At 49.0% G+C, this 26,056-nt stretch carries 20 protein-coding genes; 5 read left to right on the top strand and 15 right to left on the bottom strand.

Annotated elements, in window-relative coordinates; all coding sequences use genetic code 11:
- The first annotated feature begins 150 nt into the window (after positions 1-150).
- The 4 genes from EHT25_RS20440 to EHT25_RS20425 all read left to right on the top strand — a co-directional run bounded on the left by EHT25_RS20440 (position 151) and on the right by EHT25_RS20425 (position 4,284).
- Positions 151-987: a TIM barrel protein gene (locus tag EHT25_RS20440; protein ID WP_124876970.1), complete on the top strand. Its 837-nt coding sequence runs from the start codon at positions 151-153 to the stop codon at positions 985-987.
- 942 nt (positions 988-1,929) lie between these two features.
- Positions 1,930-2,433: a hypothetical protein gene (locus tag EHT25_RS20435; RefSeq protein ID WP_124876969.1), complete on the top strand. Its 504-nt coding sequence runs from the start codon at positions 1,930-1,932 to the stop codon at positions 2,431-2,433.
- A gap of 46 nt (positions 2,434-2,479) precedes the next feature.
- Positions 2,480-3,256 (top strand): hypothetical protein, encoded by a 777-nt coding sequence (locus EHT25_RS20430; protein ID WP_124876968.1) that lies wholly within the window; start codon positions 2,480-2,482, stop codon positions 3,254-3,256.
- Between the two features lie 452 nt (positions 3,257-3,708).
- Positions 3,709-4,284 carry a hypothetical protein gene (locus EHT25_RS20425; protein ID WP_124876967.1) on the top strand — a complete coding sequence of 192 codons (576 nt, stop codon included), beginning with the start codon at positions 3,709-3,711 and terminating at the stop codon, positions 4,282-4,284.
- A 51-nt stretch (positions 4,285-4,335) separates the two neighbouring features.
- Here EHT25_RS20425 and EHT25_RS20420 read toward each other — a convergent pair whose 3' ends face one another.
- The 12 genes from EHT25_RS20420 to modA all read right to left on the bottom strand — a co-directional run bounded on the left by EHT25_RS20420 (position 4,336) and on the right by modA (position 22,351).
- Positions 4,336-6,747 carry a M43 family zinc metalloprotease gene (locus EHT25_RS20420; protein WP_229311684.1) on the bottom strand — a complete coding sequence of 804 codons (2,412 nt, stop codon included), beginning with the start codon at positions 6,745-6,747 and terminating at the stop codon, positions 4,336-4,338.
- 78 nt (positions 6,748-6,825) lie between these two features.
- Positions 6,826-7,272, bottom strand: a complete 447-nt coding sequence (locus EHT25_RS20415) for a hypothetical protein (RefSeq protein WP_229311683.1) — start codon at positions 7,270-7,272, stop codon at positions 6,826-6,828.
- Positions 7,273-7,387: 115 nt separating this feature from the next.
- On the bottom strand, positions 7,388-8,218 hold the full coding sequence (locus EHT25_RS20410; RefSeq protein ID WP_124876965.1) for a Calx-beta domain-containing protein: 831 nt from the start codon (positions 8,216-8,218) through the stop codon (positions 7,388-7,390).
- A gap of 56 nt (positions 8,219-8,274) precedes the next feature.
- Positions 8,275-9,654: a RagB/SusD family nutrient uptake outer membrane protein gene (locus EHT25_RS20405; RefSeq protein WP_124876964.1), complete on the bottom strand. Its 1,380-nt coding sequence runs from the start codon at positions 9,652-9,654 to the stop codon at positions 8,275-8,277.
- Positions 9,651-12,695 (bottom strand): SusC/RagA family TonB-linked outer membrane protein, encoded by a 3,045-nt coding sequence (locus tag EHT25_RS20400; protein ID WP_124876963.1) that lies wholly within the window; start codon positions 12,693-12,695, stop codon positions 9,651-9,653. Before EHT25_RS20400 ends, EHT25_RS20405 begins: the two co-directional genes overlap by 4 nt.
- A gap of 248 nt (positions 12,696-12,943) precedes the next feature.
- A complete protein-coding gene (locus EHT25_RS20395) occupies positions 12,944-14,317 on the bottom strand; it encodes a RagB/SusD family nutrient uptake outer membrane protein (RefSeq protein ID WP_124876962.1) in 1,374 nt (457 codons plus the stop codon).
- A gap of 68 nt (positions 14,318-14,385) precedes the next feature.
- The gene (locus EHT25_RS20390; RefSeq protein WP_124876961.1) at positions 14,386-17,379 is read right to left on the bottom strand and encodes a SusC/RagA family TonB-linked outer membrane protein; all 2,994 of its coding nucleotides are present in this window, start codon (positions 17,377-17,379) and stop codon (positions 14,386-14,388) included.
- Between the two features lie 417 nt (positions 17,380-17,796).
- The gene (locus tag EHT25_RS20385) at positions 17,797-18,564 is read right to left on the bottom strand and encodes a patatin-like phospholipase family protein (RefSeq protein WP_124876960.1); all 768 of its coding nucleotides are present in this window, start codon (positions 18,562-18,564) and stop codon (positions 17,797-17,799) included.
- Positions 18,565-18,647: 83 nt separating this feature from the next.
- Positions 18,648-19,484 carry an MBL fold metallo-hydrolase gene (locus EHT25_RS20380; protein WP_124876959.1) on the bottom strand — a complete coding sequence of 279 codons (837 nt, stop codon included), beginning with the start codon at positions 19,482-19,484 and terminating at the stop codon, positions 18,648-18,650.
- Between the two features lie 598 nt (positions 19,485-20,082).
- Entirely contained in the window at positions 20,083-20,940 is an 858-nt protein-coding gene (locus EHT25_RS20375; RefSeq protein ID WP_185731425.1) for an ABC transporter ATP-binding protein, read from the bottom strand.
- A 5-nt stretch (positions 20,941-20,945) separates the two neighbouring features.
- Positions 20,946-21,617, bottom strand: coding sequence for a molybdate ABC transporter permease subunit (gene modB / locus EHT25_RS20370; protein ID WP_124876957.1), 672 nt, complete (start codon positions 21,615-21,617; stop codon positions 20,946-20,948).
- Complete coding sequence (gene modA, locus EHT25_RS20365) at positions 21,614-22,351, bottom strand: molybdate ABC transporter substrate-binding protein (protein ID WP_124876956.1); 738 nt, start codon at positions 22,349-22,351, stop codon at positions 21,614-21,616. Before modA ends, modB begins: the two co-directional genes overlap by 4 nt.
- Before the next feature lie 90 nt (positions 22,352-22,441).
- Here modA and EHT25_RS20360 point away from each other — a divergent pair, with 90 nt between their 5' ends.
- Positions 22,442-23,050, top strand: a complete 609-nt coding sequence (locus EHT25_RS20360) for a Uma2 family endonuclease (protein WP_229311681.1) — start codon at positions 22,442-22,444, stop codon at positions 23,048-23,050.
- A 213-nt stretch (positions 23,051-23,263) separates the two neighbouring features.
- Here the strand turns inward: EHT25_RS20360 and EHT25_RS20355 are convergent, their stop codons facing one another.
- From EHT25_RS20355 to EHT25_RS20345, 3 genes are all read right to left on the bottom strand, one after another.
- Positions 23,264-23,467, bottom strand: a complete 204-nt coding sequence (locus EHT25_RS20355) for a hypothetical protein (RefSeq protein ID WP_124876954.1) — start codon at positions 23,465-23,467, stop codon at positions 23,264-23,266.
- A 187-nt stretch (positions 23,468-23,654) separates the two neighbouring features.
- Positions 23,655-24,707, bottom strand: a complete 1,053-nt coding sequence (locus tag EHT25_RS20350; RefSeq protein WP_124876953.1) for a sugar phosphate isomerase/epimerase family protein — start codon at positions 24,705-24,707, stop codon at positions 23,655-23,657.
- Positions 24,708-24,777: 70 nt separating this feature from the next.
- The gene (locus EHT25_RS20345; RefSeq protein ID WP_124876952.1) at positions 24,778-25,923 is read right to left on the bottom strand and encodes a Gfo/Idh/MocA family protein; all 1,146 of its coding nucleotides are present in this window, start codon (positions 25,921-25,923) and stop codon (positions 24,778-24,780) included.
- Positions 25,924-26,056: the final 133 nt, after the last annotated feature.

The following is a 26,056-nucleotide window of genomic DNA, read 5'->3' as shown; positions in this document are numbered from 1 at the left end:
TGGTGTATGTCGTCTTTGCGGTTTTGTGCTGATCGGTCTGGCGGTGTTTTGGGTTTAAAACGTGGTAAACAAGCCCTTTTGCGCCCCAGCTAGTAGACTTTTCGAAATGAATCCTTTGTTCACTGAATCAATCCCTGCTCATTAAACTGTATGACAACAAGACGAGATTTTCTGAAAACAACCGGTAGTCTGGCGGCCGGTGCGCTTTTATACCCCACTTTTTCGGAAGCGGCCAAAGTAAAAAACGTGGGCATTCAATTGTATACGGTCCGGAAGGAGATGCTGGCCGATGCTGCGGGTACGCTGAAAAAACTGGCTAAAATTGGTTACAAAGAGCTGGAATCGGCCCGCAGTGACAAAGGAAATTTTTACGGTTTACAGCCGAAGGAAATCAAAAAAATCGCCCACGATCTGGGCATGAACGTCCGCAGCGGCCACGTTCACATCGACAAGGATTGGAAAAAATCGGTGGATATGGCCGCCGAAGCCGGGCAAAGTTACCTGGTGTGCTCGTCGCTGCCGTCGGAAGGACAAACCGTTGCCAACTACCAGCGCTGCGCCGATCTGTTTTCGAAAGCCGCCGAAGATTGTAAGAAAGCCAATCTGGTGTTCGCTTACCACAACCACGATTACGAGTTTGAAAAGAAAGACGGCAAACCGCTGTACGACATTCTGGTGGAGAAATCGGATAAAAATCTGGTCAAAATGGAAATGGACCTCGGCTGGGCGGTGCTGACCGGTAACGATCCGCTGGCTTATTTCGCCAAGTACCCCGGCCGTTTCCCGCTCTGGCACCTGAAAGACATGGACAAAGTCAAGAAGGAAAGCACCGAATTTGGCAAAGGCCAGATCGACATTGTGAAAATGTTGAAAAACATCGACAAATCCGGCATGAAATACTTCTTTGTCGAGCAGGAAGAATACCCCAAAACCGCCCTCGAAAGTGCCACGTATGATTTCAATTATTTGGCGAAATTGAATTATTGAAATTCTGAAAAAACCCTGTCAGCGGCCTTTAGGCTCTGACAGCGGTTTTCTAACTCCTTCACGATATTTCTCCTCCATTCCCTTATAACTCAATTCAAAAAATTGACACTCAGTTGGATAATTAACTTCATTACTGATTAACTTTTTGTTACTAATATTCCAACAGCTGTTAATTTTCATAATGTTACCAATATTTTATATAACAAAACATGACAACTATTTTTCAATAAATAGTTGTCAATACAATTCCTAGTGTCTTATAATTGCTTGCTCATACTACTAGTTGCACACCATGATCAAGCATTTACTGAACAGAATTCTATTTCGATTGGTAGCCATTACATTATTGTTTCGGGGAACCGGTTTAACGGCCGATTTTACGGTCACAAAATTCAACGCCAACTGGCAGATAACCAAACGAGTATATGGCAAGTTCTAACAAAATTTAAGGAAATATAATTTAAAGATGAATTTTATGTAATTTCTCAATTGAGTACGCTTTGCAATAAAAAATAACTATGAATTTGTTTTGGATTACATTTAAAAATTCAGCCAAATCGTGGGTCATTTGGATGCTTAATTTCATAGTAGCATCCTCATTTACCTTTGTTCATTATGATGATACAAAATGGAATTTGCCTATTATTATGTGGAGTATGATAAGTTTATTTGTTGTGCCGTTTTCCTGGAAATTATTTTATATTATACCGCTCGTAGGTTGTCTCTATTTTTGGGTGCTCTTGTTCAGAAAAAAGTATTTCAGAAATATATCACTAATACTATTTACGGTTATACTCTGGTGCATAATAATTCATCAAGGTTGCATTTTGTTCTTGAGAAACAACTTTCAAATTTTAATAGACAGTCGAAGTGCCTGGTACTATATTCCCGCTACCCTATTTTTAGTAAGTTCATTAGCGTTTCTTTATAAAGCCTGGCATTATGATGATCAATTATAAGATTTTCTTGTGTAATAGATTCGAATTTGGGAAATTTTTGTTCGGATTGTTATTTTGTACTTCAGTTCTTATAAACTCATGTCACCAGAAAAATGGAGAATTCAATACAGGATTTTTCGCAAAAGAAGACACAATTGCAATTATCCAAACAGCCCTGGAAGATGTAAAACTTGATTCAATATTTCAACTCGCTTTTCCAGGAAGAAAGTTAAAATTAGTACGAAATGATATTGTCAAATCTGATTATGATATAATGTTCCGAGGTCAACATACGCTCATTGTCAGCTATGACTCTTCTTACTATTACTTTTCCGATGATCCAAAAGCAGCCCGTTTTTTTGGTGTAGTCAATCTGTTCAAAAGAATTTCAACAAATCAGGCAAGAGTCGTTCTGGTATTTTATGGAATAGGAGTTACAGCTGATTTTCTTGTCGATAGAGTCGATAACAAATGGATAATCAGCAAGCGTATTATAGGAAGAATTTAAAATATTTTTTGAAAATTTTAATATTTAGTTAGTAGACAACAATCTAATGCATCGCATCTTCTTAGATATGAACAGTATCCCAACCCATACTTCAAGACTAATGGATAAACGGGAATTCAGGTGGTTAAATGGTTTCGACTTTGGTTATAATCCGAGTAAATCTTTTCTAAAAAACATGAATAATGCTCTTAGAAAAGAATATACCGAAATCACAGGCAACGATTTTGATGTTCTTTTTATGAATATAGTAGACCCTGATGATTTAATATATTTACCCGCCGAACTCACTGCTACTTTAAAAGCACGAATAGAGGTACAAAAGCCAACTTATTGGGGAAATTGCCTCATTGGCTGGCGATCTAAAAACCAAGATCGATTAATCAAACCAGAAGATGACGTGACAGAAGATGAGATAGAATTTAAATGGCTTGAACTGTCTTTACCGGTTTTTCCCGAGGAAAGTCAGAAAAAACCGGATGTGGCAAAACGATTGGGATTGAGCCTTACCTATACGCTGGTGGTTGAATCCGGAATCGAAAGTCAGGATTTGGAATTTTATGTCCAATTGAAGGATTCGACAATTGTTGAGAGGTTGGCCGAACGGTTCGGCTTTTTGCAAGAACAATGGAATCAACAGGCCGATCAGGATATCAGCCGCACAAAAGGATACCTCCATCAGTTTTACTTTGATCGGGAAGAAGATGGCGAATACGTTTTTCGGATCGATATGGGTTCGGCGGGTGTTGAAGGATTAAAACTTGCCCTGAACGAATTCAATGATCCAGCCTGGAGAATCCAGAGGGTGGAAATTTTCAATAGTTAATTTGCACTCCAAGTTCACGATTTCATAGCAGTCATGGCTAAACTACGGTATCTGGTAGTAGCGGTTTTGGGGTTGCTTATAACTTCCTGTGGCCACTCAAAACAAGAAGTTGCTTACCAACTGAGCAAGAAGGACACGAACACGGTTCTGCAAACACTATAAAATAGAATACCCGCCTGACCGCTGAATAAAATCGACTGAAAAATGGCAGATAAACTGACGCGTGTTTGGGAATATATAGCTCGACAAATCCGGCAGAAGTACAAGTCGAAAAACCGCCTTTGCTTTTAATCTGCCTGGTTAGCCTTCTTCTCCATCAGCTTATTTCCTGCAAACAGAAAAAAAATAACGCTTCAACGAAACCAGCATTGACCTTCGCCGATTCGAATCGGGTTGCAAACGAAATCTCCGTCATCAACCAAACGTTGCGGTATCTTGATCCCTCAGAACCTATGCCAAACTGGGATTCTCCCTATCGTGGAATCATGAGTCAGGGTCTGGAAGGAGAACCGGTCTGGGTTGGCTTTATGTCTGGCGTATTTATGCCACCCGAACAACATTTTGACAAACGGGTTGAACAAATGAGCGCCGATTGGAACTCCCGGTTTCATGGAATCGATACTTTATACCGAACGGTTTTTCACAAATTGCTGGAATTCCGGATTACGAATTTTCCGCCCAAAATAGATTCCTTACCACTTGATAAACTACCGGAACCAGGTCCAGATGATGTGATTTGGAAGGATTGGGAAAGATTTCCGGCAACTGATACGTATAACATCTATGCGTTTAACACACCTTCCTGGCTGGAATTACACGCTGTTGCAGATGAGAAAATTCTACTTTTCCCGTATCGAAAACTGGGAACCTTGAGCATTTCACATGTTGCGTTTTCTACGGATAAAACCCTGGCGTGTTATCTCTACGAAATGCGGGGTTATTCCGTGTACAAATACGGCGTTGTGTTCGCCCGAAAAGTCAATGACAAATGGAAACGCGAAGGTGATCGATGGCTATCGATCACCTAACTTCCTCCCAAAAAACCCTGCCAGCGGTTTTACGACTAACACGGTCTTTTTCTAGTATTTCACAACCTTCTTCCGCACCACCTGCGTCCCAACCCGGACTTCAATAATATAAAGGCCGCTGGGCATCGTACGAAGGTCGAGACTTCGTTCAAACCCATCGTCTGTTTTCTGGAACTGTTGTTTCAGAACTTCCATTCCAGCCACGTTCCGCACGGAGAGTGTCGTCAACCCCCGCGATGTATTTCGGAACGAAAGTGTGGTAAGCCCGTCGCTGGGGTTGGGTGTGATCGTCAGAGCCTGATCCGGTACTGCCGTGGGCACTTCGGTAATCGTACCCGGCTGCACAAAAATCCGGGCTGTTGCCGTTGTACTGCAAAGATCCAGACCTGAACCGGTAACCGTATAGGAAGTGGTTTGAGTGGGTCGGGCAATCACCTGAGCCCCCAGCGTACTGCTCAGATTCTGACCCGTCCAGCTAAAGATGCTAGCCCCCCGGGCATTCAGCGTTACAGGCTCGCCGGGCAATACAAACTGCGAAGAAGCCGTGACTTGTACGGACGGTTTCATCCCCACGTGCGCAATAATCTCGTGCGAGACGTTCAGACCCTGACGAACCCGGTAGCGATCCCATTCGCCGGCGGCATTTTGCTCCCAGGAGGTCCCGTTCAGCGATTCGCCGTCTTTCGTCGTCGTCAGCGCCACCGTATCACCGGCTGCATAGGTTAACTGAATACCAATATGGAACGGCAAACCGCTCAAAGGCACATTCCGTTCAAAGACGATATCGGTTGCACGGTTATTGGCGACATCATCCAGAATGGTCCGGAGTGGTACGTCTTTTGTTTCCAGAATCGCTCCCGGTCCATTTTGGAAACCGCGGGCGTTCCAGACGGTGACGGTTACTATGGATTGCGTCTGAGCTCCGGCAGCCGCTTTCGCAACTCCAAACCGCAACGACGCACCATTCATGTTATTATAGCTCAACGAGTTATCGAAAAACTCCGAAATGGCTTTGGTTTTCCGGCTGTTTTGTCCGGCTACATACCCGGTTCCTCCCGGTTGCCGCAATACGGTTCTTGTACCGCTAAAGTTGGTCTGATCGGCGCACAAGCCCACATTTAACACTTCGATGTACTGCTCTTTTACAACCGGCGTCGAGGTTCCGGCGCTATTTGTCGTCACCAGCGTTACTTTGAATTTCCCCGGCTGGGAATAGATAACAACCGGGTTCTGTTCGTTTGAGGTTGCGGGCGTTCCGCCTTCAAAAGTCCAGTTCCAGCTTGTCGGGAAATTGGTCGAAAGGTCGGTGAAACGAACCTGTCCACCCAGTAGAATTTTCAGGTTTTCAGCTCGGAAATTCGACACGGGGCGAGTAACCACTGAGGTTCCGCAGACGTTGGAGTTTACCAAATTTGCCCGCCGAACGGCCACCTGCATCACTGCCCGCATCCGGGTTTTCTGTCCCCGGGTAAAGATGTTAAAACAGCCATCGTCGGAATAATCCATGTAGTTTTCGACCATGTTGGTGCTTCCACAACTCACCCGGCCGGTCATGCAACCCCGGCTTTCGGAAGCCTGCGTTGGTGTATCGTCCACAAAGTCGTTCCCGCAGTTGGCATCGCCCCAGATATGGATCAGACCCAGCCAGTGACCGGTTTCGTGCGTCAGCGTCCGGCCCAGGTTATAGGGTGCCTGCATCACCGGGAAATTGCCTTTCTCGGCATTTCCGAAAGACTGGTACCGAATCACAACGCCGTCGGTGCTACCAGCTCCCGAATTGGGTGATAAACCGGGCAGGGTCGACTGGCTCGGAAACTGCGCATAACCCAATAACCGGTCGTCGGAAGCAGCAAAGTCAACTACCCAGATGTTGTAGTATTTTTCGGAATCCCAAAAGGTATTGGGTTTTAAAACGCCGTCGATATCGGCTTTACTCCAGGTCGATTTTCCAAAGTTAGACGCGCCATTGACGCGATCAATCCCGCGTTCTGCCATCGTTCCGCCCGTAGGATTGATCGCTGCAAGACAGAACTCAATTTCAATATCGGCCCCGTTCGGATTATCATTGAAGCCGCGCGTTCCGGCTTTCCGGCGAAAATCTTCATTCAAGGTTTCCAACTGCGATTTGACCTGCGCTTCGCTGATGTTACGACCCGTTCCGACGGCTTCGCCCGCGTGCACAATGTGCACCACCACCGGAATGGTCAGAATCGCATCTGCCAGCCGACCGGTTTTTTCGAGCTTCTGAAGTTGTTCAATTCGTTCCTGGAGGGTTTTCTCAAATGCGGCACGCGTGCCCATTTCGGGGAATTTGGCCCGAAGGGCGCTGTCCATCTGCATGGTTGCGCATTGTTCCCGTGCCGCCTGATTCGCAATTTGCTGCCAGGACGGAATTTGCTGCGCCAACATTGAATGGAACCCGCAAGTCAGCGTGGCTACGGAAAAAAGTATACGTTTAAACATAAAAACAAGGCAGTTTACTTCGTACGAATCACGGTGATCCGATCAATGGAGACAGACACCCACACCGCGGTTCTTAATTTATTTTGTGGTCGAATTAAACGTAAACCGGTAGCTGGCTTCGATATCCGGGAAATAGTATTCGACGGTCAGCGAGGTTTCCGTTAGGTTTTTAATGGTCCAGGGGAATTTTCCACCCAAAACCGGAATCACAAATTCCAGCGAAGCATTGCCATTGATCAGGGTCCAGGAGTCTTCAAAAATAACATCCGTCTCCGATGGATCACATTTGGTTGCTCCGTTGGTATACTCAAATTTATGTTCTGCATTCGCATAAAACACAAACTGATCGTCGGCTTCGCAGGGTTGCAACAGCGTCTGAACACTCTGGACGCCATCCGTTTTGCCATTATCGAAAATCTGATATGACACCATGCGCCAGGCTTTTTTCTCCGTCCCGGTCAGAATTTGGGTGTAGGTTAGCGGATGAGGTTCCAACTTAGCCGTACAACCCGCGAACAGTGCCATGACAGGTACTGAAAGGGCGAAAAATCGTAGTAATGTTTTCATATCGATCGTATCTACAGACTACGGATAACTCAAAACCGCAGTACAATTCGTTCATGGTTTCAATTCGTTCCGGTTATTGCGGAACATACGTCAATGGCAAAGTAACCACGCTATCTTTTGTAGCGCCATCTGGCCGGACTTTCAGCCGGACATTCAGCGTAATCTGACGGTTTTGTGGATTCCACGAACCATTGCCATTAATTGTATCGCGTGGCGTTGCCAATTCCGGGTTCGACTGCACCGGAATCGTCAGCGAATTATCGCCATTGTCCGTAAAGGTCAATTTCGCCTTGATCGCTTCCAGACTAAATAAACCGATGTTCCAGTTGGTTACGGTATACGTCTTGCAATCCGAGCTGACAATATCGATATTCGGCACCGAAACCGACTGGTTTCCAAGGCGTAATGTACCGGTATAGGTGCCACTCAGAAGACAGTCGTCCTGAATAGTAAATGTAATTTTCTTCCCCAGCGCCCCCTCTTTACCAAATCCGACCTGCAAAGTTGCCGGAGTCACGTCCGTAAGTGTAAACAACACGGTTTGGGCTTCCAGAATGTTATTGGCATTGTTGATCAGTTTGACCTGGATCTCCCCGAAGCTCTGTTTTGCCGGAATAACGACCGTTCCTTTGGTGCCTACAATCGAAAAGTCCTTGCCTTCGCGGGCGGTGCCGCTGATGGTGTAATGAATCGTAATGGGCTCATTCAGTTGCGGACCGGCATTGTGAACTTTCACCGCAATCGTTTTGCTGTAACTCTCTTTGTAAGTCAGCGAGGAATCGGTAAACCGCACAAAATTAGGTCCTTCAAACGTTCGGTCGAAGTCCTGTTTATCACAAGCCACGACAATCCATCCGATTGCCAAAACCGCTAGACAAGCCACTATGTATTTATATCTTCTCATCGTTATCAAGATCCGTCCCGCAATAGCGGTCCAACCTAACTTTTAACTCTTAACTCTTAATACCCCGGATTTTGCGCATCTTTCAACGAAGGATTGCGCAGTACCTCCCCATTCGGAATAGGCCAGCGCTCGTAGGTACTTTTCCAGTTGGGCGAAAAAGCGGTCATCACGGCCTGAATCCGGCCCGTACGCAGAAGGTCATACCAGCGATGTCCTTCAAAAGCCAGTTCATAAACCCGCTCCCGCTCCACCGCCGACAACACATCCGCCTGGTTGGTTGCTGCAACGTTGGGAGCTTTCGCCCGGGCCCGCAGCACGTTCAGGTCGGCAATGGCCCCGCTTGTCCCGGTTAATTTGTTTTGCTGCGCCCGCGCTTCGGCCCGAATCAGGTACATTTCGGCCAGGCGCATTAACACAATGTTGTTGTTGTCGTTGTCCGGCGTTCCGTATTTCTCGACCGTCCAGCCGTTGTCATCACCCTTCAGGTTCTGGGAATCGAAGGAAACCGTAGCCCGGCGCGTCCCGGATTCCGTCGACAACAGCGAAATAACCACCTGATCCGACGGAATCACTTCCCGGCGGCTTTTAAAGAGGTTGGTTAATCCGAACGCACTCGTTCCCGGATCATCCGAAAGCGCATACCCGACTTCCAGAATCGACTCTTTCGTAAAGTCTTTTCCAACAATGTCAACGAAGTTGGTTTCCAGCGTATACACCTTGGAATCAATGACCTGCGTTGCAAATGCCTCGGCCTGAGCCCAGTTTTTCTGGTATAGATAGTATCGGGCCAACATCGCGCGGGCGGATATTTTGTTGGCGTACGTGCCATTCACCACCGTGGCTGTCGAACCTGCTTCGATCGTTGCCAGATCGGTTTCTGCGGCTTTCCAATCTTCGAGCACAAAAGCCAGAATATCGGCTTTGGGCGATTTTGCAATTGTCCGGTTTGTACCCTGATCGGTCGTGGTTACTTTGGGAATATCGCCGAACGTATTGGCACCGATAAAATAGGCGTATCCCCGCAAAAACCGCATTTCGGCCGACACTTGCTTGCGGGTAGCTTCCGTTACCGAACTGATTTGCGGCAGTTTCTCCAAAATAAAGTTCGCTACGTAAATCGTACGGTACATATTACTCCACAACGATGCTACGGCTCCGTTGGATGAGGTTATCTGCTTGGTTCCCAGTTCCCGATAATCGTTGAACGTACCGTTGTGCCGGATGTAATCGGCGGTAAAATCCCCGGCAATCATGTTCGTCGACGACATGCCCCGAAGCGCACTGTAGGCCCCGATCCGCGCCGGTTCTACATCGTTTGGCTCGTTTAGCACCAGGTTATCGACCAGCAAATCGACCGGTTTAGGTTCCAGAACTTCCGTACAGGAAGCGAGCCAGGCCGTTGCCAGAATGGCGGTATAGCGAATGAATCGAGTCATAGGTTTAAGGTGATTCCCACCATCATGGTTTTATATTGTGGAATGGTGAAAAAGTCGATGCCCTGCGCCGTCGTCGAGCCATCCAATGTACTGACTTCCGGGTCGGGGCCGGTATAGCGGGTCAACGTCCAGAGGTTGGTTGCGGAGGCAAAAACCCGGGCCCTGGACACAATTTTAAACCGATCGACGTACCGTTTCGGAAGGTTATAGCCCAGAGATATGTTTTTCAGGCGCAGGTAGGACCCGTCTTCGATAAACCGGCTGCTATGGTAGTTATTATATGTATTCTGGTAAACGTAACGCGGCACACTCGTGATATCACCCGGTTTTTGCCAGCGTTGCAGCGCTTTCCGCGACTGGTTACTTTGCAAATCTGCACCCGTGTTGACCGAGGTTACGTTGGTGAAATTCAGCATCTTGTTGCCGTAGGAGCCCTGAAAAAAGACACTCAGATCAAAGCCTTTGAACGAAAACCGGTTCGTAATACCACCAAATAATTTAGGTTGCGCATTTCCGATCACCTGGGCGTCGTCGGATGTAATGCGACCGTCGCCATTTTTATCATCGTAAATGGCATCCCCCGTTGCCGAATCAACTCCGAGGAATTTCAGTCCCCAGAAAGTGCCGAGCGGCTCTCCCTGCAACACCACGTTTGTCGTTCCAACGCCATTGGCATCGTAGCCACGAAACAAAGGCCCTTCATTGGCCAGTTCCACAACCTTATTAATGTTGCGTGACAAGTTCAAATCCGTGCTCCATTTAAATCCGTTGATGTCGAAGTTGACCGTTGAAAGCATCAGTTCTACGCCACGGTTCGATATTTTCCCGATGTTTCCCTGCAAGGTTCCAAAACCGGTGGTTGACGGAATCGGCTGGGCGAACAACAACCGGTCGGTCAGGTTGTCATAAGCATCGAACGAAAACGTAATACGCCCATTGAAAAACGATGCATCCAGACCAATGTTGGCTTCGCGCGTCCGTTCCCACTGCAGGGTCGGGTTGGCCAGAGCGGAAGGTCCTAAGCCCGTTGCGCCACTGTAGGTGACCGAAGCCCAGGTTCCGAGAAACTGGTAATCTCCAATCCGTTCATTCCCGGTAAAACCGTAGCTGGCCCGCAGTTTCAGGTCGTTCAGAAACCGGTATTTTTCCATAAAACTTTCCTGCGAAATCCGCCAGCCCAGCGAAGCCGAAGGGAACAAACCGAATTGTTTGTCTTTTCCAAACCGGGACGAACCATCATAGCGTGCCGTCAGCGTTGCCAGGTAACGATCGTCGTAATCGTACCGAAATTCACCAAATGTCGAAACCAGACCGCTCTGGAGATAGCCTGAGCTTCCGTTGTCGACAATCCCGGCTGAGGTAATGTACGTAAAATCATCACTCGGGAACAACCGCCCGGTTACACTCCCCGAACGTTCCTGTCGTTGTAGAATTTCAAAACCAGCCAGTGCATTAAACCGGTTTTTCTCGTTCAGCAGAAAGTTATAGGTTAAGGTGTTCGTATTGATAAAAGTCGTGTACGTTCCCGAACTGTAAACCCCGTATCCTTTCCCGCCCACACCCTGAAGATAACCGCCAATTGCAGTGGCTGACGATTCAAACTGGTCGTCGGTTACCTGGTTGTAGTCGATGCTGACCTTTGAGCGAAACCGCAGGTTTTGCAGCAGTTCGTATTCAGCCCAAAGACCGCCCAGTATTTTTACGGTATAGGTATTGAAGCGCGGTAAAACCGCCTGAGCCACCGGATTGAAGTTCGGAAAGCCCGCATAATTCGGATCGCTGGGTCCGTAGAGTTTCCCCTGCTCATTATAAGGTGAATAAAACGGCAGCGATTTGACGGCTCCCGAATAAACGCCATCCAGGAAATTGTCACCCTTCACCCGTTTGTTCAACGTCCGGGATAGCGAAATATCGGTTCCGAATGACAAGGCCGAATTGGCTTTGTGATCAAAACTGAACTTGCCCGACATCCGCGTAAACCGGTTGTTCAGCTGAATGCCTTCTTCATCGCGGTAATTCCCGCTCAGGTAAAAGTGGGTCTTATCGGTACCGCCCGAAACCGAAAGCTGGTATTGCTGATACACCCCTTTCCGCAAAACCTCATCGACCCAGTTGGTATTTACGCCATCCGTTACGCCCTTGATCAAACCAAGTTTGTCGGGGTTTTGACCGGCATTGATAACCGCTTCGCGCTGCAGATCGAGCAATTCGGAAGAGTTAAGCAAGTCGGGCTTTTTGACAATTTCGGTAACGCCCCGCTGTACTTCCGCCGTAAATGTCGTTTTCTGATTTGCTTTCCCCTTTTTAGTCGTGATCAAAACTACCCCGTTGGCGGCCCGGGAACCGTAAATGGCTTTCGCCGAAGCATCTTTCAATACCTGGATCGATTCGATGTCATTGGGATTCAGAAGGGAAAAAGCATTGTCGTTCTGACCACCAAAATCCCGCGCCGACAACAGGCCATCTTCCACCGGTACGCCATCCACAATAAATAACGGACGGTTACTGGCTGTAATGGACGTACTACCCCGCACGCGAACGGTAATTCCCCCGCCGGGTGTTCCCGACGATTGCGTTACCAGAACGCCCGCTGCCTGTCCCTGCAAAGCCTGATCAAAACCGGTAACCGGGATTTCCTTGAATTTCTCAGCGGTTACCGAAACCATCGATCCAGTAATATCTTTCTTCTGAACGGAATTGTAGCCCGTTACCACCACCTGCGCAAGTTCGTTGACTGCTTCGGCCATCTGAATATTAATGACCGACCGTTTATTGACCAATACATCCTGGGCAATCAGGGCAATTGACGAAAAAGTCAGGGTGTTTTTATCATCGGGGACGTTGATGCTGTAATTCCCCTGGGCGTCGGTACTGACACCAATGGTTGTTCCTTTCACAACAACGTTGACGCCGGGCAGCGTCGATCCGTCCTGTACGGCAGTTACCCGGCCCGTTACCTTTCGGGTCTGCCCGAATGCCAGATTTACCGACAGAATACTGAGCAATAACCAACAACGCAGAAAAGTATACCGTTTTCTCATAGATAGGGTACTGAGTGTTTATCTGAACTCCCCGGCAAGAATTGGAGGCCATTTTTGCCCATTAAAAGTCCAATATACTTAATTTTCAAAATTATAAACGTTGAAGTCGTATTATTCAATGTATACCGAATAAAAAATAATGTAACATATACATGGACGCTGTTTTTGCCTGAATCGTTGTGGTTCGGCCAAATAAAAACGCCGAACCTTGAGGGAACGGCGTTTTTAGTAAAAGTTACTGACAAAAATCAATAGCCCGGATTCTGGACCAACAGGTTATTGGCATCGACTTCCCGCTTTGGAATCGGGAGAACCAGTTTCGGATCGTTCCAGTTCAGGTCACCGGTTTTGCCTTTGGTCCGCTTGATGTCGTGGATGCGTAGCCCTTCGAAGGCCAGCTCTTTCACCCGCTCGGTCAGGACGTTCTGGATCGTTGGTGCGGCAATGGGTGCAATCCCGGCCCGCTGTCGAATGGCGTTCAAATCGGCTGCGGGTGTTGCTCCCACCGTCGAATTGAGCCGCAGGTTGCATTCGGCCCGCACCAGCATCATTTCCGCCAGCCGGATGACCGGAATATTAGCCCCGAAATCGGTGTATTTGCCGGTATAATACCGGTTGACCCCTTTATAGCCAATGTATAGAAGCTCCGTCCGGCGGGCATCCGTCGAATCATACGAGGTAACAAAGGAGGTATTGATCTGAATATCACCCCGACCGATATTCACCCCGTTGACGGGTAAACTGGCATATAAGGTGGTTAGGCCGTCGTTCGACGTCCCGGCGTTGTTTTGATCGTTCTGCTGAATTTCAAAAATACTCTCCGAGGTATTCCGGTTGCGAAAAGCCGATGTTACCGAGGGATTCAGCCGGTATTGTCCCGAAACGATCACCTGGTTGGCTGCGTTCAACGCTTTGGCGTAATCGCTTTGCTGCAAATAAACGCGCGACAGAAAGGCCAATGCTGCGTACTTATCGGCCCGGGTTCCGTTATCGTCCGGCAACAGGGTCGATGCCTTGGTCAGGTCGTCGATGGCCTGGGCGTACACTTGAGCAACCGTATTGCGCGCTGCGGTTTGGGCCGCCTGTTCCGCAGTAATCGTTGCCCGCAGTACGATCGGCACACCCGGTTGGCTGTTGTCGGCGGTAGCGCCCCAAGGCAATCCATAATACCGGGCCAGTTCAAAATACAGAATCCCCCGCACAAAACGGGCTTCGCCTTCGAGCTGTGCTTTCTTGCTGGCATCCTGCACTTTATCCAGCGACTCCAGCACGTTGTTGACCGTATTAATGGCCGCATACCCATTCATCCAGGTACGTTGCACATCGGTATTGATAGCCTGGGTGGTTTTCTGGTACACTTCGCGGTAACTGGCAAACGTTCCCCGCCAGGTAATGTACCCTTCGGCTCCCTGCAATTCGGAGAGCAGGTTCATATTGGTTCCGTACAACGCGCCGTTTCCAAGCTGTCCGTACGCCCCAATAATGGCACTTTCAACATCCTGCTCCGTCAACAAAGCTGTTTCTGCGTCAATCGACTGGGTAGGCTGCAAATTCAGCCGGTTATCGCAGGCCGACAGGCCCAGCACCAGCGAAACGCTTAAAATTGTGATTATTTTTTTCATGTTGAATGTCTTTTCGATTGTCTTCACACGACGTCATGGGAAATGATCCGATTGACAATTCGCTTCGTTTAAAATCCGAGATTGATCCCCACCGTAAGTGTCCGGGCCTGAGGAGGAGTATAGAAATCGTGACCCAGCGCGACGTTGGCCGTTTGGGTCGACGAATTCGCATACTGGGTGCTCACCTCCGGATCATAACCGGTATAGTTGGTAAACGTGAACAGGTTCAGGGCCGACACATAAATCCGGGCCGACTGAGCAAACACTTTGCGCATCAAACGGCCAGGGACGTTATAGCCCAGCGAAACCGTCTTGACGCGCAGGAATGAACCATCCTGCACCCAGCGCGACGAAACAGAAGTCCCGTTACCTTCGTACAAACGCGCCTGCGGCACATCAGTAACATCACCCGGTTTTTGCCAGCGTTTCATCTGATCAACCGTCTGGTTATCAAAATAATCGCCATTGACCGATTGGAACAATCCGGCTACGTTGTAGATGTCATTGCCCGAAACAAATTGCAGCAGGACGTTCAGATCGAAACCTTTGTACGAGAAATTGTTGGTCAAACCGCCCGTAAAATCCGGATTCGGGTTACCCACGTACAGGTCCGGGGCGGACGAGTAATCGTTGGTCGGTTTGCCATCCGGGCCTTCGTACAGGGCGTCGCCATTAGCGGGATCGGCTCCCAGGTATTTTTTGCCGTAGAAAATTCCCAGCGGCTGCCCTTCCGTGACGTAACTCAGGAATCGTGCGGTGGGACGGATTGGTGATACATCGAGCCGGAGTACTTTGTTTCGGTTGAACGAAATATTAAAGTTGGTTGACCAGCGGAACGCACCAATCAGGTTTTGGGAGGTTAAGCTGAATTCAATTCCCCGATTGCGCAGACTGCCAATGTTTCGGGCAATGGTGGAAAAACCGTTGATTCCGGGTTGAGGCACGTTCAGCAACAGATCGTTGGTCGTTTTGTCGTAGAAGTCGATCTGCCCATTCACCCGGTTATTCCGGAAACCAAACTCCAGACCCAGATCGAATTGCGACGACTTTTCCCAGCGCAAATCCGGATTGGCGATCTGGGTTGGCTGAATACCGGCCTGATCCGCGTACGGAATCGCTGAATATAAACCCCGTGAATCAAAGTTTCCTATTTCCGAATTACCGGTTACCCCGTAGCTGGCCCGGAGTTTCAACAGGCTGAGCACAGGCACCAGATCCTTAATAAACTGTTCTTCGTTCAACACCCAGCCCGCCGACACGGACGGAAAAAAACCGTACCGGTTATTGGCCCCGAACCGCGACGATCCATCGATCCGGCCCGAAAGACCCAGTAAATAGCGATCCCGGTATTTGTAATTGGCCCGGGCAACGTACGAAAGAATACTGTAGCCGGTTGCGGTCGAGCTACCACTTAGAATCCGGGCCGCACTGGCAATTTTCTTGAACTTATCGTTCGGAAAACCCCGGCCTTCCGTCGATACGGTTTGTAAATTCTGCTCCTGGTAGGTAATACCAGCCAGCAAATCGATGTTGTGATTCCCGATTGTTCGCAGGTACGACAAGGTATTATTGGTCGTCCAGTTCATCGCCCGCGACTGCGCCTGGTATCCATAACCGGTCGGTGAGCCATCTTCGGTCAGACGTCCCTGGTACAGTTCTTCCTGCAGGTTCAAAAAGTCAAAACCGTATTCGCTCCGAAAGGTCAAACCGGGAATCACCTGATACGAACCGAACAGATTCCCAAACATCCGGTATGTATTCGCATAATTGTTGGCGTTGCTGACTTCGATCAGGTTGTTGTAATACAGGGTTTGCCGGTTAAACTGGGTCGGGTTGGCCGGGTCATAAATGGGCTGGATCGGCGGTAACGCATTCAACTGCACGGGGTTCGAAAAGGCATTGTCGCCCGGCGTCTTACGGTTGATGGTCCGGGTCAGTGCCAGACTGGTGCCGATCGTAAATTTCTTGCTGATGTTATGATCGAGGTTCAACCGGATGTTGTTCCGTTTGAATTCGTTGGCAATCACAATCCCAATCTGCTTGTTAAGGGCACCCGAAAGGTTGAAGCGCGTTTTTTCGTTTCCGCCACTGATCCCGAAGTTAGCCTGATTGACCGATCCGGTTTGAAACGCCTGATCCGACCAGTTTACGTCGGCGGTTGAGTTGAGATCCAGGCCGGAACCTTCAAACTCTTCCGCCGGATCATAACCGGCGTTGGTGGCGGCTTCCGAGAACAGTTCTTTATACTGGGCGGCATTCAGGAATTTCCGCAGCCGCGTCGGTTTACTCACCCCGGTATAATACCCGATTGTCACGTTGGTCCGGCCAACCTTCCCACGCTTCGTCGTTACCAGCACCACGCCATTGCTGGCGCGTGATCCATAAATTGCCGATGCCGAAGCATCCTTCAGAATTTCAATGGATTCAATATCGTTCGGATCAATATCCGCCAACGGGCTAAAGAGTTCATTATCCGTAGTGTTAACATCCTGCGACGTAATCGGAATACCGTCGAGTACGTACAAAGGCTCGTTCCCGGCCGAAATCGAAGCCGCCCCCCGAACCCTGATCTGGAGCGCGGATCCCAGTCGGCCGCTTCCCTGCGTAATCTGAACCCCCGGCGTGCGTCCTTGCAGGGCGGTTTCGAACGTCTGTACTGGCAAGCGGGCAATGTCATCGCCTTTTACGGTGACCTGAGAACCGGTCAGGTCACGGCGCTGCTGCGTACCATACCCCACCACGACCACCTCATTCAAGGCGCGGGCATCGTTGACCAACCGCACGTCGACGGTACTGCGGTTTCCAATTTCCACTTCCTGGGTGGTGGTTCCGATGAAACTAAAAACCAGTGTGCCGCCCGAGGTAGGAATACTGAGCGTGTAGGCGCCGTTGGCATCCGATTGGGTTCCGCGCGTGCTTCCTTTCAATTGAATGGAAACACCGGGTAACGCCGATCCGTCGTCGGCGGACGTGACTTTTCCCGTCACCTGCCGATCCTGAGCAATAGCTGACGCCCACACCAATGCGGTTAGCAGACAGCCAAGCAGTAATGATCTTCTCATACAAATAGGTTTGATTTGTTAATGAATGATAAAGTACTGTTAAGAAATCCCTCAAAAAATGGGAATTGACTTAATGGCAATTTAATGCAATTCGGGGGATAAGAAGTGCCTTATGATCAAAATAATTGTATGCAGGCATACTAATATGCAAAAGATAGATTCTCTTAAAATAAAAGAACAAGAACATCAACAATAAACAACTCACTACTAACCAATAGGATAACCCTATTTTTTACCTTACTCAAACGGATAATGTCGGGAATAGTGGTCTTTGAAATCGTATTGATTGGAAGGAATTGTGGGTGAGATGATTTGCGGTAGGTTGGCCATCGGGCTGATCATCAGCGCCAACGAGATGCTGTTTTCCGGGAGCGGTTTTCGAAAAACGGCAACTCGTCACCACTAATTATAAGGTAGTTACAAGACAGATTCCAGTGTTTTGATCAATTGTGGTTTGATCAATTGTGTGTATTGGTAACCTACGCGGAAAAGATCACGGGCACGTCGCCAGTCAAACACATCGAAACGACTGAGTTCGGGCGGTTCGATCAGCAGATTGCACCGGGCCAGACGTTCCCGGGTTTTGCTCCGAACGGCCAGAATCAGGCTGCGTTCCAGTACGCCCTTAATCGATGTAATGGGTTTCTGGGTCGAAAACGGATTGCAATGGATGCCCACAATAAAATCCACTTTGGGCTCCACCACTTCGACGGGCATGTTATTCAAAACCGCCCCATCGACATATTGCCGCTTGTTAATCACGTAGGGTTCAAAAATACCGGGCAGGCAACAGGACGCCAGGATGGGCCGAACCAATTCGCCGGATTCGAAAACCGTTAAAACGCCTTCCATCAAATCCGTAGCCACGACGTGCATCGGTATTTTCAGGGCCTCAAAACTGTCGTGGGGTAAATACGTCCGATACAGGTCTTCTGCCTTGTCCATTCGCAGCAATCCCATGCGGGTGAAAGCGGGGCGGACATGGCGGAAAAACGGCGTCGCTTCGATTATTTTCAAAATATCATCGGGCGAATAACCGTTCGCATACAAGGCTCCCGCAATCGCTCCGGCGCTTGTACCGGCAATCTGTTCAAACACAAAACCCTGTTCGAGCAATCCTTTCAGAACACCCAGATGCGCAATGCCCCGCGCCCCTCCTCCAGACAGCACCAACCCTATTTTCATGTTGACCTAACGATTAATTACCAGACATCAACTTATCTACTATAAGTTATTTTATCTCTTCAAATAAACCAACAACTTTGCCTTTACAGGAACAAAGCCAGCGGGCCTTTTTCCCGAATGCGAATTCCTTTATCGGTTGTTTCGACGGTGGCCGCTTCAATAACCGGATCGTGTTCGAAGAGCAAAATCCAGTTTTCGTCGGCGGCTTTTTGCAACAAATGCGCTTTTTCTTCCATCGTCAGCAGCGGACGAACGTCGTAACTCATGACCCACGGCAAGGCAATGTGAGTCGAGGACGGAATCAGATCGGCCGCAAAAACAGCGGTTCGGTCCCCGAGTCGGAAGATCGGCAGCGTCATTTTTTCGGTATGGCCATCCACTTGCATCAGATCGACATTAGGGACCGAAAAACCGCCCTCATCAACGAACTGCAGTTGGCCGCTTTCCCGCAGGGGGTCAAAATTTTCTTTTAGAAAAGACGCTTTTTCCCTTGGATTGGGATGCGTTGCCCACTGCCAGTGTGAGCGGTGACTCCAGTACGTTGCCGCCGGAAAAGTGGGCAATAAGCGGTCTGAAACGCGTTGAACGGCCCCGCCTACGTGATCGAAGTGCAGATGAGTCAGCAACACATCCGTAATCTCATTCACCGAATAGCCTGCCTGTTGGATGGATTGCAAGAGCGAAGCTTCGCCGTGTGGGTCATAATGACTAAAAAAACGCGCATCCTGTTTGTCGCCCATTCCGGTATCGACCAGCAGCAGCCGGTTCCCTTCCTCCACCAGCAGACAACGCATCGCCCAGGTGCACCGATTCTGATCGTCGGCCGTTTGATGCTTGCCCCAGAGTGTTTTTGGCACAACACCGAACATTGCCCCGCCATCTAATTTGAAAAAACCGGTATCAATCGTTTGTATCTTCATCGTACCTAAAAATGATCACCGTAAAATGAATAAACAGACGCTTATTCGCAACTAACCTACCTTTTATTATTTAAAACGCACAAATGACCATACGTTTTATCGAACAAAAAATCTTTTATAATTTTTTTAAAAAATAGATTTGTCTTGCATTTACCAGACATTACCCTTACCTTTATGCGGTAATTGAAATACTTAACGTGTATGAACATAAAAAATATCCCCTCTTTACTGCTCTCACTGAGCTAGTACTGATGCCGGTTTTTCGGTGTTCTCATTGTTGACATTTCATCCAATTCATATCCATTCACTGGTTCGAAATAAGGCACGCTTTTTGTTCCTTTCCGAGAACGATTGAAACTGGTAGAGATTATTGGATACAGGATATATAAAATTTCGCTTGCAAATAAGTGATCAACCGGAAAGTCCGGTATAGATGTTTCATTTTGCTGTATGCGACCTTTCGGTACAGCTGAATCGAAATGGTTATACTGATCTTTTTTTGAGCCTTACTCTTCACGGAGTAAGGTAGGTAGGACAGAGAAAATGGTAGCAAAAATCCCAGGACGCGATTCCTGGGATTTTTCTTTTGCCAACAGCCTCACGACTTTGATTGTCGGACAAACTGTTCCGGATCAACATTCAGCTTGACGGTTTCTCCGATTTGCCATTCCAGCGCAGTTGGCGTTTGTTCAACTATAATTATCGTTTCGGCCAACTGAACCTGAATGCGGACTTTTGATGACTCAAACGCAATATTCGTTACAATACCTGAGACCGATTGCTTATCGGCCCTACGGTTTTCGCTCTTATTTTCCAGCCATTGCATTTTCCCCTGTTCTATCTCCAACACCGTATCCGTAACCTGCTGTATTTCATCCAATTGATGACTCACCAGCACCGTTGTGGTTCCAAATTTCCGGTGCAACCGAAGCAGTTCGTTCAGGAGTTGATCACGGGTGACACGATCCAGAGCCGAGAAAGGTTCGTCCAGCAACAACACCTGTGGTCGACGCACCAGCGCCCGGGCCAACGCCACCCGCTGCCGCTGTCCACCCGAAAGCGTAACCGGTTTTCGATCCGCCAGATTCTGTAATCCCGCCAGTTCCAACAATTCATTTACCCGGGGATCCCGGCGGTTTTCGGCGGCAAATTCCACATTTTGCCGGACACTCATATTCGGAAACAAAGCTGCGTCCTGAAAAACCATACCGACGTTTCGTTGCTGAGTAGGCAGATTGATGTGCTTTTCAGTATCGAGCCAAAACCGGTCGTTGACCCGAATGCGTCCGCTTTCCGGTTGAGTCAGGCCCGCCAGAATCCGCAACAGCGTCGTTTTTCCAGAACCGGAAGGGCCGTACAAACCGATCAGGCTACCGGTTTTCAGGGAAAAATCAACATCGAGCAAACCGGGTCCGCTGGCAAACTCCAGGTTCATCCGGGCATGAAAATGAATCATTGGCATCAGAAAATCGCCCACCGTTTGTTGATGGCGTAAACCGCCACCAAAATACCAAAGGAGACCGCCAAGAGCAAGAGGGCATAGGCATTGGCGGCATCGTAGTGCAGCAACTCGACTTCGTCGTAAATAGCCACCGACGCTACGCGGGTCTCGCCGGGCAGATTACCGCCAATCATCAACACCAGTCCAAATTCGCCAATCGTGTGGGCAAACGACAGCACGATGCCTGTCAGCAATGACGGTTTTATGTTGGGAAGTAATACGCGAAAAAACGTTTCCCGACGCGACTTCCCCAATGTGTAGGACGCTTCCCGCAACGACGCGGGCAGGTTTTCCAGCCCGGCCTGAACCGGATGAACCATAAACGGCAGACTGTAAAAAATGGAAGCAACGACCAACCCTTCAAACGTAAACAATAACCGCACATCGAACCAGGAGAGCAGTCTTTCGCCCAAAAAACCGGTTGGACTAAACGCCAGCAGGAAGTAGAAACCCAAGACCGAGGGCGGCAGAACCAACGGCAGACTAACGACCGCTTCGATTACCGGTTTCAGCCGAAATCGGGTGAAGGCCAGCCAGCCAGCCAGCGGAATACCAACCAGCAACAGCAATAACGTCGTGGTGGTCGCCAGCCGAAACGTAAGCAGCAACGGTTGCCAGTCGAAATCGGTCATTGGCGGGCAGGCAATTGGTAGCCATATTGCCGGAAAATGGCCTGAGCTTCCGGCGTAAACAAATAATCGTAGAATTTTCGGGCACCGTCTTTGGCGTTTTTGAGTAAAACCACACCCTGCGCAATCGGCTCCGCTCCTTTCACGTCCACCCAGCGTCCCTTGCCTTTCAATGACGGTTCGAGCACGACCGATTTGGCCGTAAAACCAGCGTCAACCGCACCCGAAACCAGGTATTGATTAACCTGAGCAATACTTTCGCCATAAACAATTTTGGGTTGCAGGCCCGTCAGGAGATTCTGTTTGATCAATACATTGATGGCCGCGGTTCCGTACGGGGCGGTTTTGGGATTGGCGACGGCGATTTTTGCTACGGCATTATCGTTCAATACGGACAATCCCCGGCTGGGGTCCAGGTCGGCCCGCATCCAGAGTACCAGTAAACCGTAGGCGTAAATTTTCGGTTTGGTTTCGGAAAGTCCGGCCTGAAAAACCGCTTCGGGGTAGCTCATATCGGCCGACAGAAAGACGTCAAACGGCGCCCCATTCTGAATCTGGGTGGTTAGTTTCCCCGACGAGCTAACGATGGATTCAATCTGCAAACCGGTTTTCTTTTCAAAACCCGCCTGCACTTTTTCCATCACAAACTGCGCATTGGCAGCCACCGCCACCCGGATTTTCTGGGCCGACGCAGACAACGTTGATGCAACAAAAAGCAAGATCAGCCAGTGACGCATGGAATATCGTTATGGTTTTCCAAATATAGCGAGTTCTTGAAATTTCGGGTTAAAATTGGTAGTATTGGTTTCATCTTGATGAGCCTACGCATGCCCATTCCTATCGTTACCGAAGAACCAAAGCGTCGCAAGCGGGTTCCATCCTACTTGATTTACGAAACACTTAACGGGAAGCCTCTGTATTACAGGGGCTACAAGGAAGTTTTGTCCGGAAAGAAAACACCCGAAGAAATTATGGGAAGCAGTTCGTTGCAAGCGGTTCTGGTCACTGCGATTATCCTGTACCTTGGTCGAACGATTGATCGGAAAAAATTTTTAATAGCCTCCAACGAATCCGGCTTGCACGTTGACCACCGGAGTAATTTGTCCAATGATATTGCCATTTTCGAAAAAGCTGGCCTGATTCTGACCAACAAATATTTCGATGTAGCACCCAAAGTTGCCATTGAAGTGGATGTCCGGATCGATCTGGAAAATTTCCCGTCCCGCGATCAAAGTTACATTTACGAAAAAACCGAGTGCCTGCTGGACTTTGGCGTCGAACGGGTTGTCTGGATTACAACCCACCCCCAAAAGCTTTTCATCGCCAGCCGAAGCGCAGACTGGACTACGCACAATTGGGATGTTACCGTACCGGTTTGGGGTGATTGTGTGTTGAATCTGGCCGAGTTGTTGCGGGAAGAGGGGATTGAGTTTTAACTCCTCAGCCCCACAAACCGCCGTTCAATTTCTACCACCTTTTTTGCGTTTTTCCTCCGAGACAAATTTGACCCAATTCAGGCTGATCTAGTGGCGTTTTTGTAACCGGTTTTCCAGAAAGGGCCGGTAAAAAGTGCTTTATTGAATGCTGATAGCTTCCTCAACCGTCTTTCAGTTGCGGAATGGAGTCCATTGCGTCAAACATGGGCGCTATCAATTAGCCGGATTAAACCGGGCGGCATCGATGATAGACCACAAGTGAATGAGCCAGCCCAGCAGAAAAAACCAGAGGACTCCGGCCAGCACAAACTGCAAAACCGCCATCAGCAGCCGCCCTTGCAGAAGTTGTCCCAAACCCGGAATAAAGAAACTACAGAGGGCTGCCAGTACGTTGCCACCCGATCCTTGACCTGCCATTTTTTGCGAGTTTAAAGCGTAAAACTGTCCTGAATTTAACAGGATAGATAATCGTTGCATCCGGTTTTTTACGAATGGAAGTTTGATGCTTTAAACTGTCAAAATCCAGGGGTGGTTTTAAAATTGGAGGGAGAATTGTACTTAGATCCTGACAACCAGAACCTGAAGACAACTCTCCCCCACCAAATTATAAGCCCAGCAATTTCTTGTTGAATGCTTCGTCCGCACCGGTTCCGGCGAAATCGTCGAAAGCGTGCTCCGTTACGCGAATGATGTGGCTTTCGATAAACGGTGCACCTTCGGCCGCGCCCTGTTCGGGGTGTTTGATGGCGCATTCCCATTCCAGAACCGCCCAGCCGTCATAGTCGTATTGCGACAGTTTGCTGAAAATTCCGCCGAAATCGACCTGGCCATCGCCCAGCGAACGGAACCGCCCGGCCCGCTCGACCCAGCCCTGATAACCGCTGTAAACGCCCTGCTTACCGGTTGGATTGAACTCGGCATCTTTGACGTGGAAAGCATAAATCCGGTCGTGGTAGAAATCGATGAATTGCAGGTAATCAAGCTGTTGCAACACAAAGTGGCTCGGATCGTAGTTGATCCCCGCCCGTTTGTGACCACCAACGGCATCGAGAAACATTTCAAATGTAATCCCGTCGTGCAAATCTTCACCGGGGTGCAATTCGTAACCAACATTGACGCCCGATTCATCGAACGCATCCAGAATGGGCTTCCAGCGGTTGGCCAGTTCCTGGAAAGCCGTGGTCACCAGTCCCTGCGGACGTTGCGGCCACGGGTAAACGAAGGGCCACAACAACGCCCCGGAAAACGTAACGTGCGACGTCAAACCAAGATTCTGGCTCGCTTTGGCGGCCCATTTCAATTGCTGAACGGCCCACTCCTGCTGTTCTTTCGGTTTGCCCGCCAGTTCGCCCGGCCCAAAACCGTCGAACATCGACGCATACGCCGGATGAACCGCGACCAATTGTCCCTGAAGGTGCGTCGACAGTTCGGTGATTTCCACCCCGATGTCCTTCAGTTTGCCTTTCAGTTCATCGCAATACGTCGTGCTTTCGGCCGCTTTTTTCAGGTCAATCACCCGGGGGTCCCAGGTCGGTAACTGAATCCCTTTATAGCCCAAATCGGCCATGTATTTGGCAATCGAATCCAAGGAATTGAAGGGTGCGGTATCCCCTAAAAACTGAGCTAAAAAGACCGCAGGTCCTTTGATCGTTTTCATTTTTATTAAGTGAGTTAGTGGTTGAGTGATTAAGTGATTGATAGAATGTCCATCAACCACTCATTCAAAATTAAATTTCTACCCACCCCTGACTCCGGTTCGATTCCAGAATTTTTTCGCAAATCAAAAGCTCGCGGTAGCCGTCGGCGAAGGTGGGAAAAGTGGGGTTTTCGGGCTGTTTGCCAGTGGCAATAGCGTCGTATACTTCTTTGAAAAGTTGCTTCGAGGTGTCGGGGAAACCTTCGTTGTGACCACCGGGGAAGGAAACGACCGAACGCGCTTCGGAATACAGCAGCGACGGGTCGCGCATCAGGTTTTCGTTGTAACCGTCGCGGTTTCCGATCCACATTTCGTTCGGCGCTTCCGAGTTCCAGGCAAACGTTTTCTTCGAACCGGCAATCTCCAGTTTCATCTGGTTTTTGCGACCCGCCGACACCTGTGAAACCGTGATAACGCCTTTATTTCCGTTGTCGAACCGCAGCAGCACGTTGGCGTGGTCTTCGGTATTGATGGGCACATCGGCGTAATCTTCCGGTTGCAGCATCTTGCCCGAATACGTTTCAACGGCTTTCAGCGGTTTTTTCCGGGTTTTGTGAATGGTATTGAAATCGGCCAATACGGCAACGGTTTTCAGACCGGTAATGTATTCCAGAATATCCATCAGGTGCGAACCGATGTCGGCAATGGCCCGCGAATCGCCCGACTTGTCGGGTTCGAGCCGCCAGTTGTAGTCGGTGTTGTAGAAAAGCCAGTCCTGCAAATACGAACCAATCACCGAGTAGACTTCGCCCAGATCGCCTTTCTGACGCATCACCCGCATCTGACGCGCCAGCGGATAATACCGCAGATTGAAGTGTACGGCATTCACCAGCCCCGATTGAGCCGCCAGTTCAACCAGTTCTTCGGCTTCTTTGAGGTCTTTGGCGAGCGGTTTTTCGCAGATAACATGCTTACCGGCTGCCAAAGCCGCTTTCGATTGCGAGTAGTGCAGGAAGTTGGGCGTACAGATGTGTACACTCTGGATGTCGTCCTGTTTGAGCAATTCGTCAAAGGTGTAGGAACGGGCAATGCCGAGCGCATCGGCTTTTTGCCGGGCCAGTTCGGCGGTCACTTCGCAAAGCGCAACGACCTCGACGTTCGGAAGCCGACGCAGGGCTTCAATGTGAGCCGGACCAATGAAGCCCGTACCAACTACACCAACTTTGATTTTTTCCATTTGTGAGATTTAAAGTAATGTTTTAAAGGTTAAAAAGGAGTTGTTTCGCGGAGCGAAGCGGAGGTTAATGAGTTAAGCAGAGTTCTATATAATCTCCGCTTGACTCCTTTTCTCTCAGCTAAACTCCGCGAAA

The sequence above is a fragment of the Larkinella rosea genome, assembly GCF_003858635.1.
Taxonomy (GTDB): domain Bacteria; phylum Bacteroidota; class Bacteroidia; order Cytophagales; family Spirosomataceae; genus Larkinella; species Larkinella rosea.
Note: the sequence above shows the minus strand (reverse complement) of the source record. Positions and strands in the feature narration are given on the sequence as shown.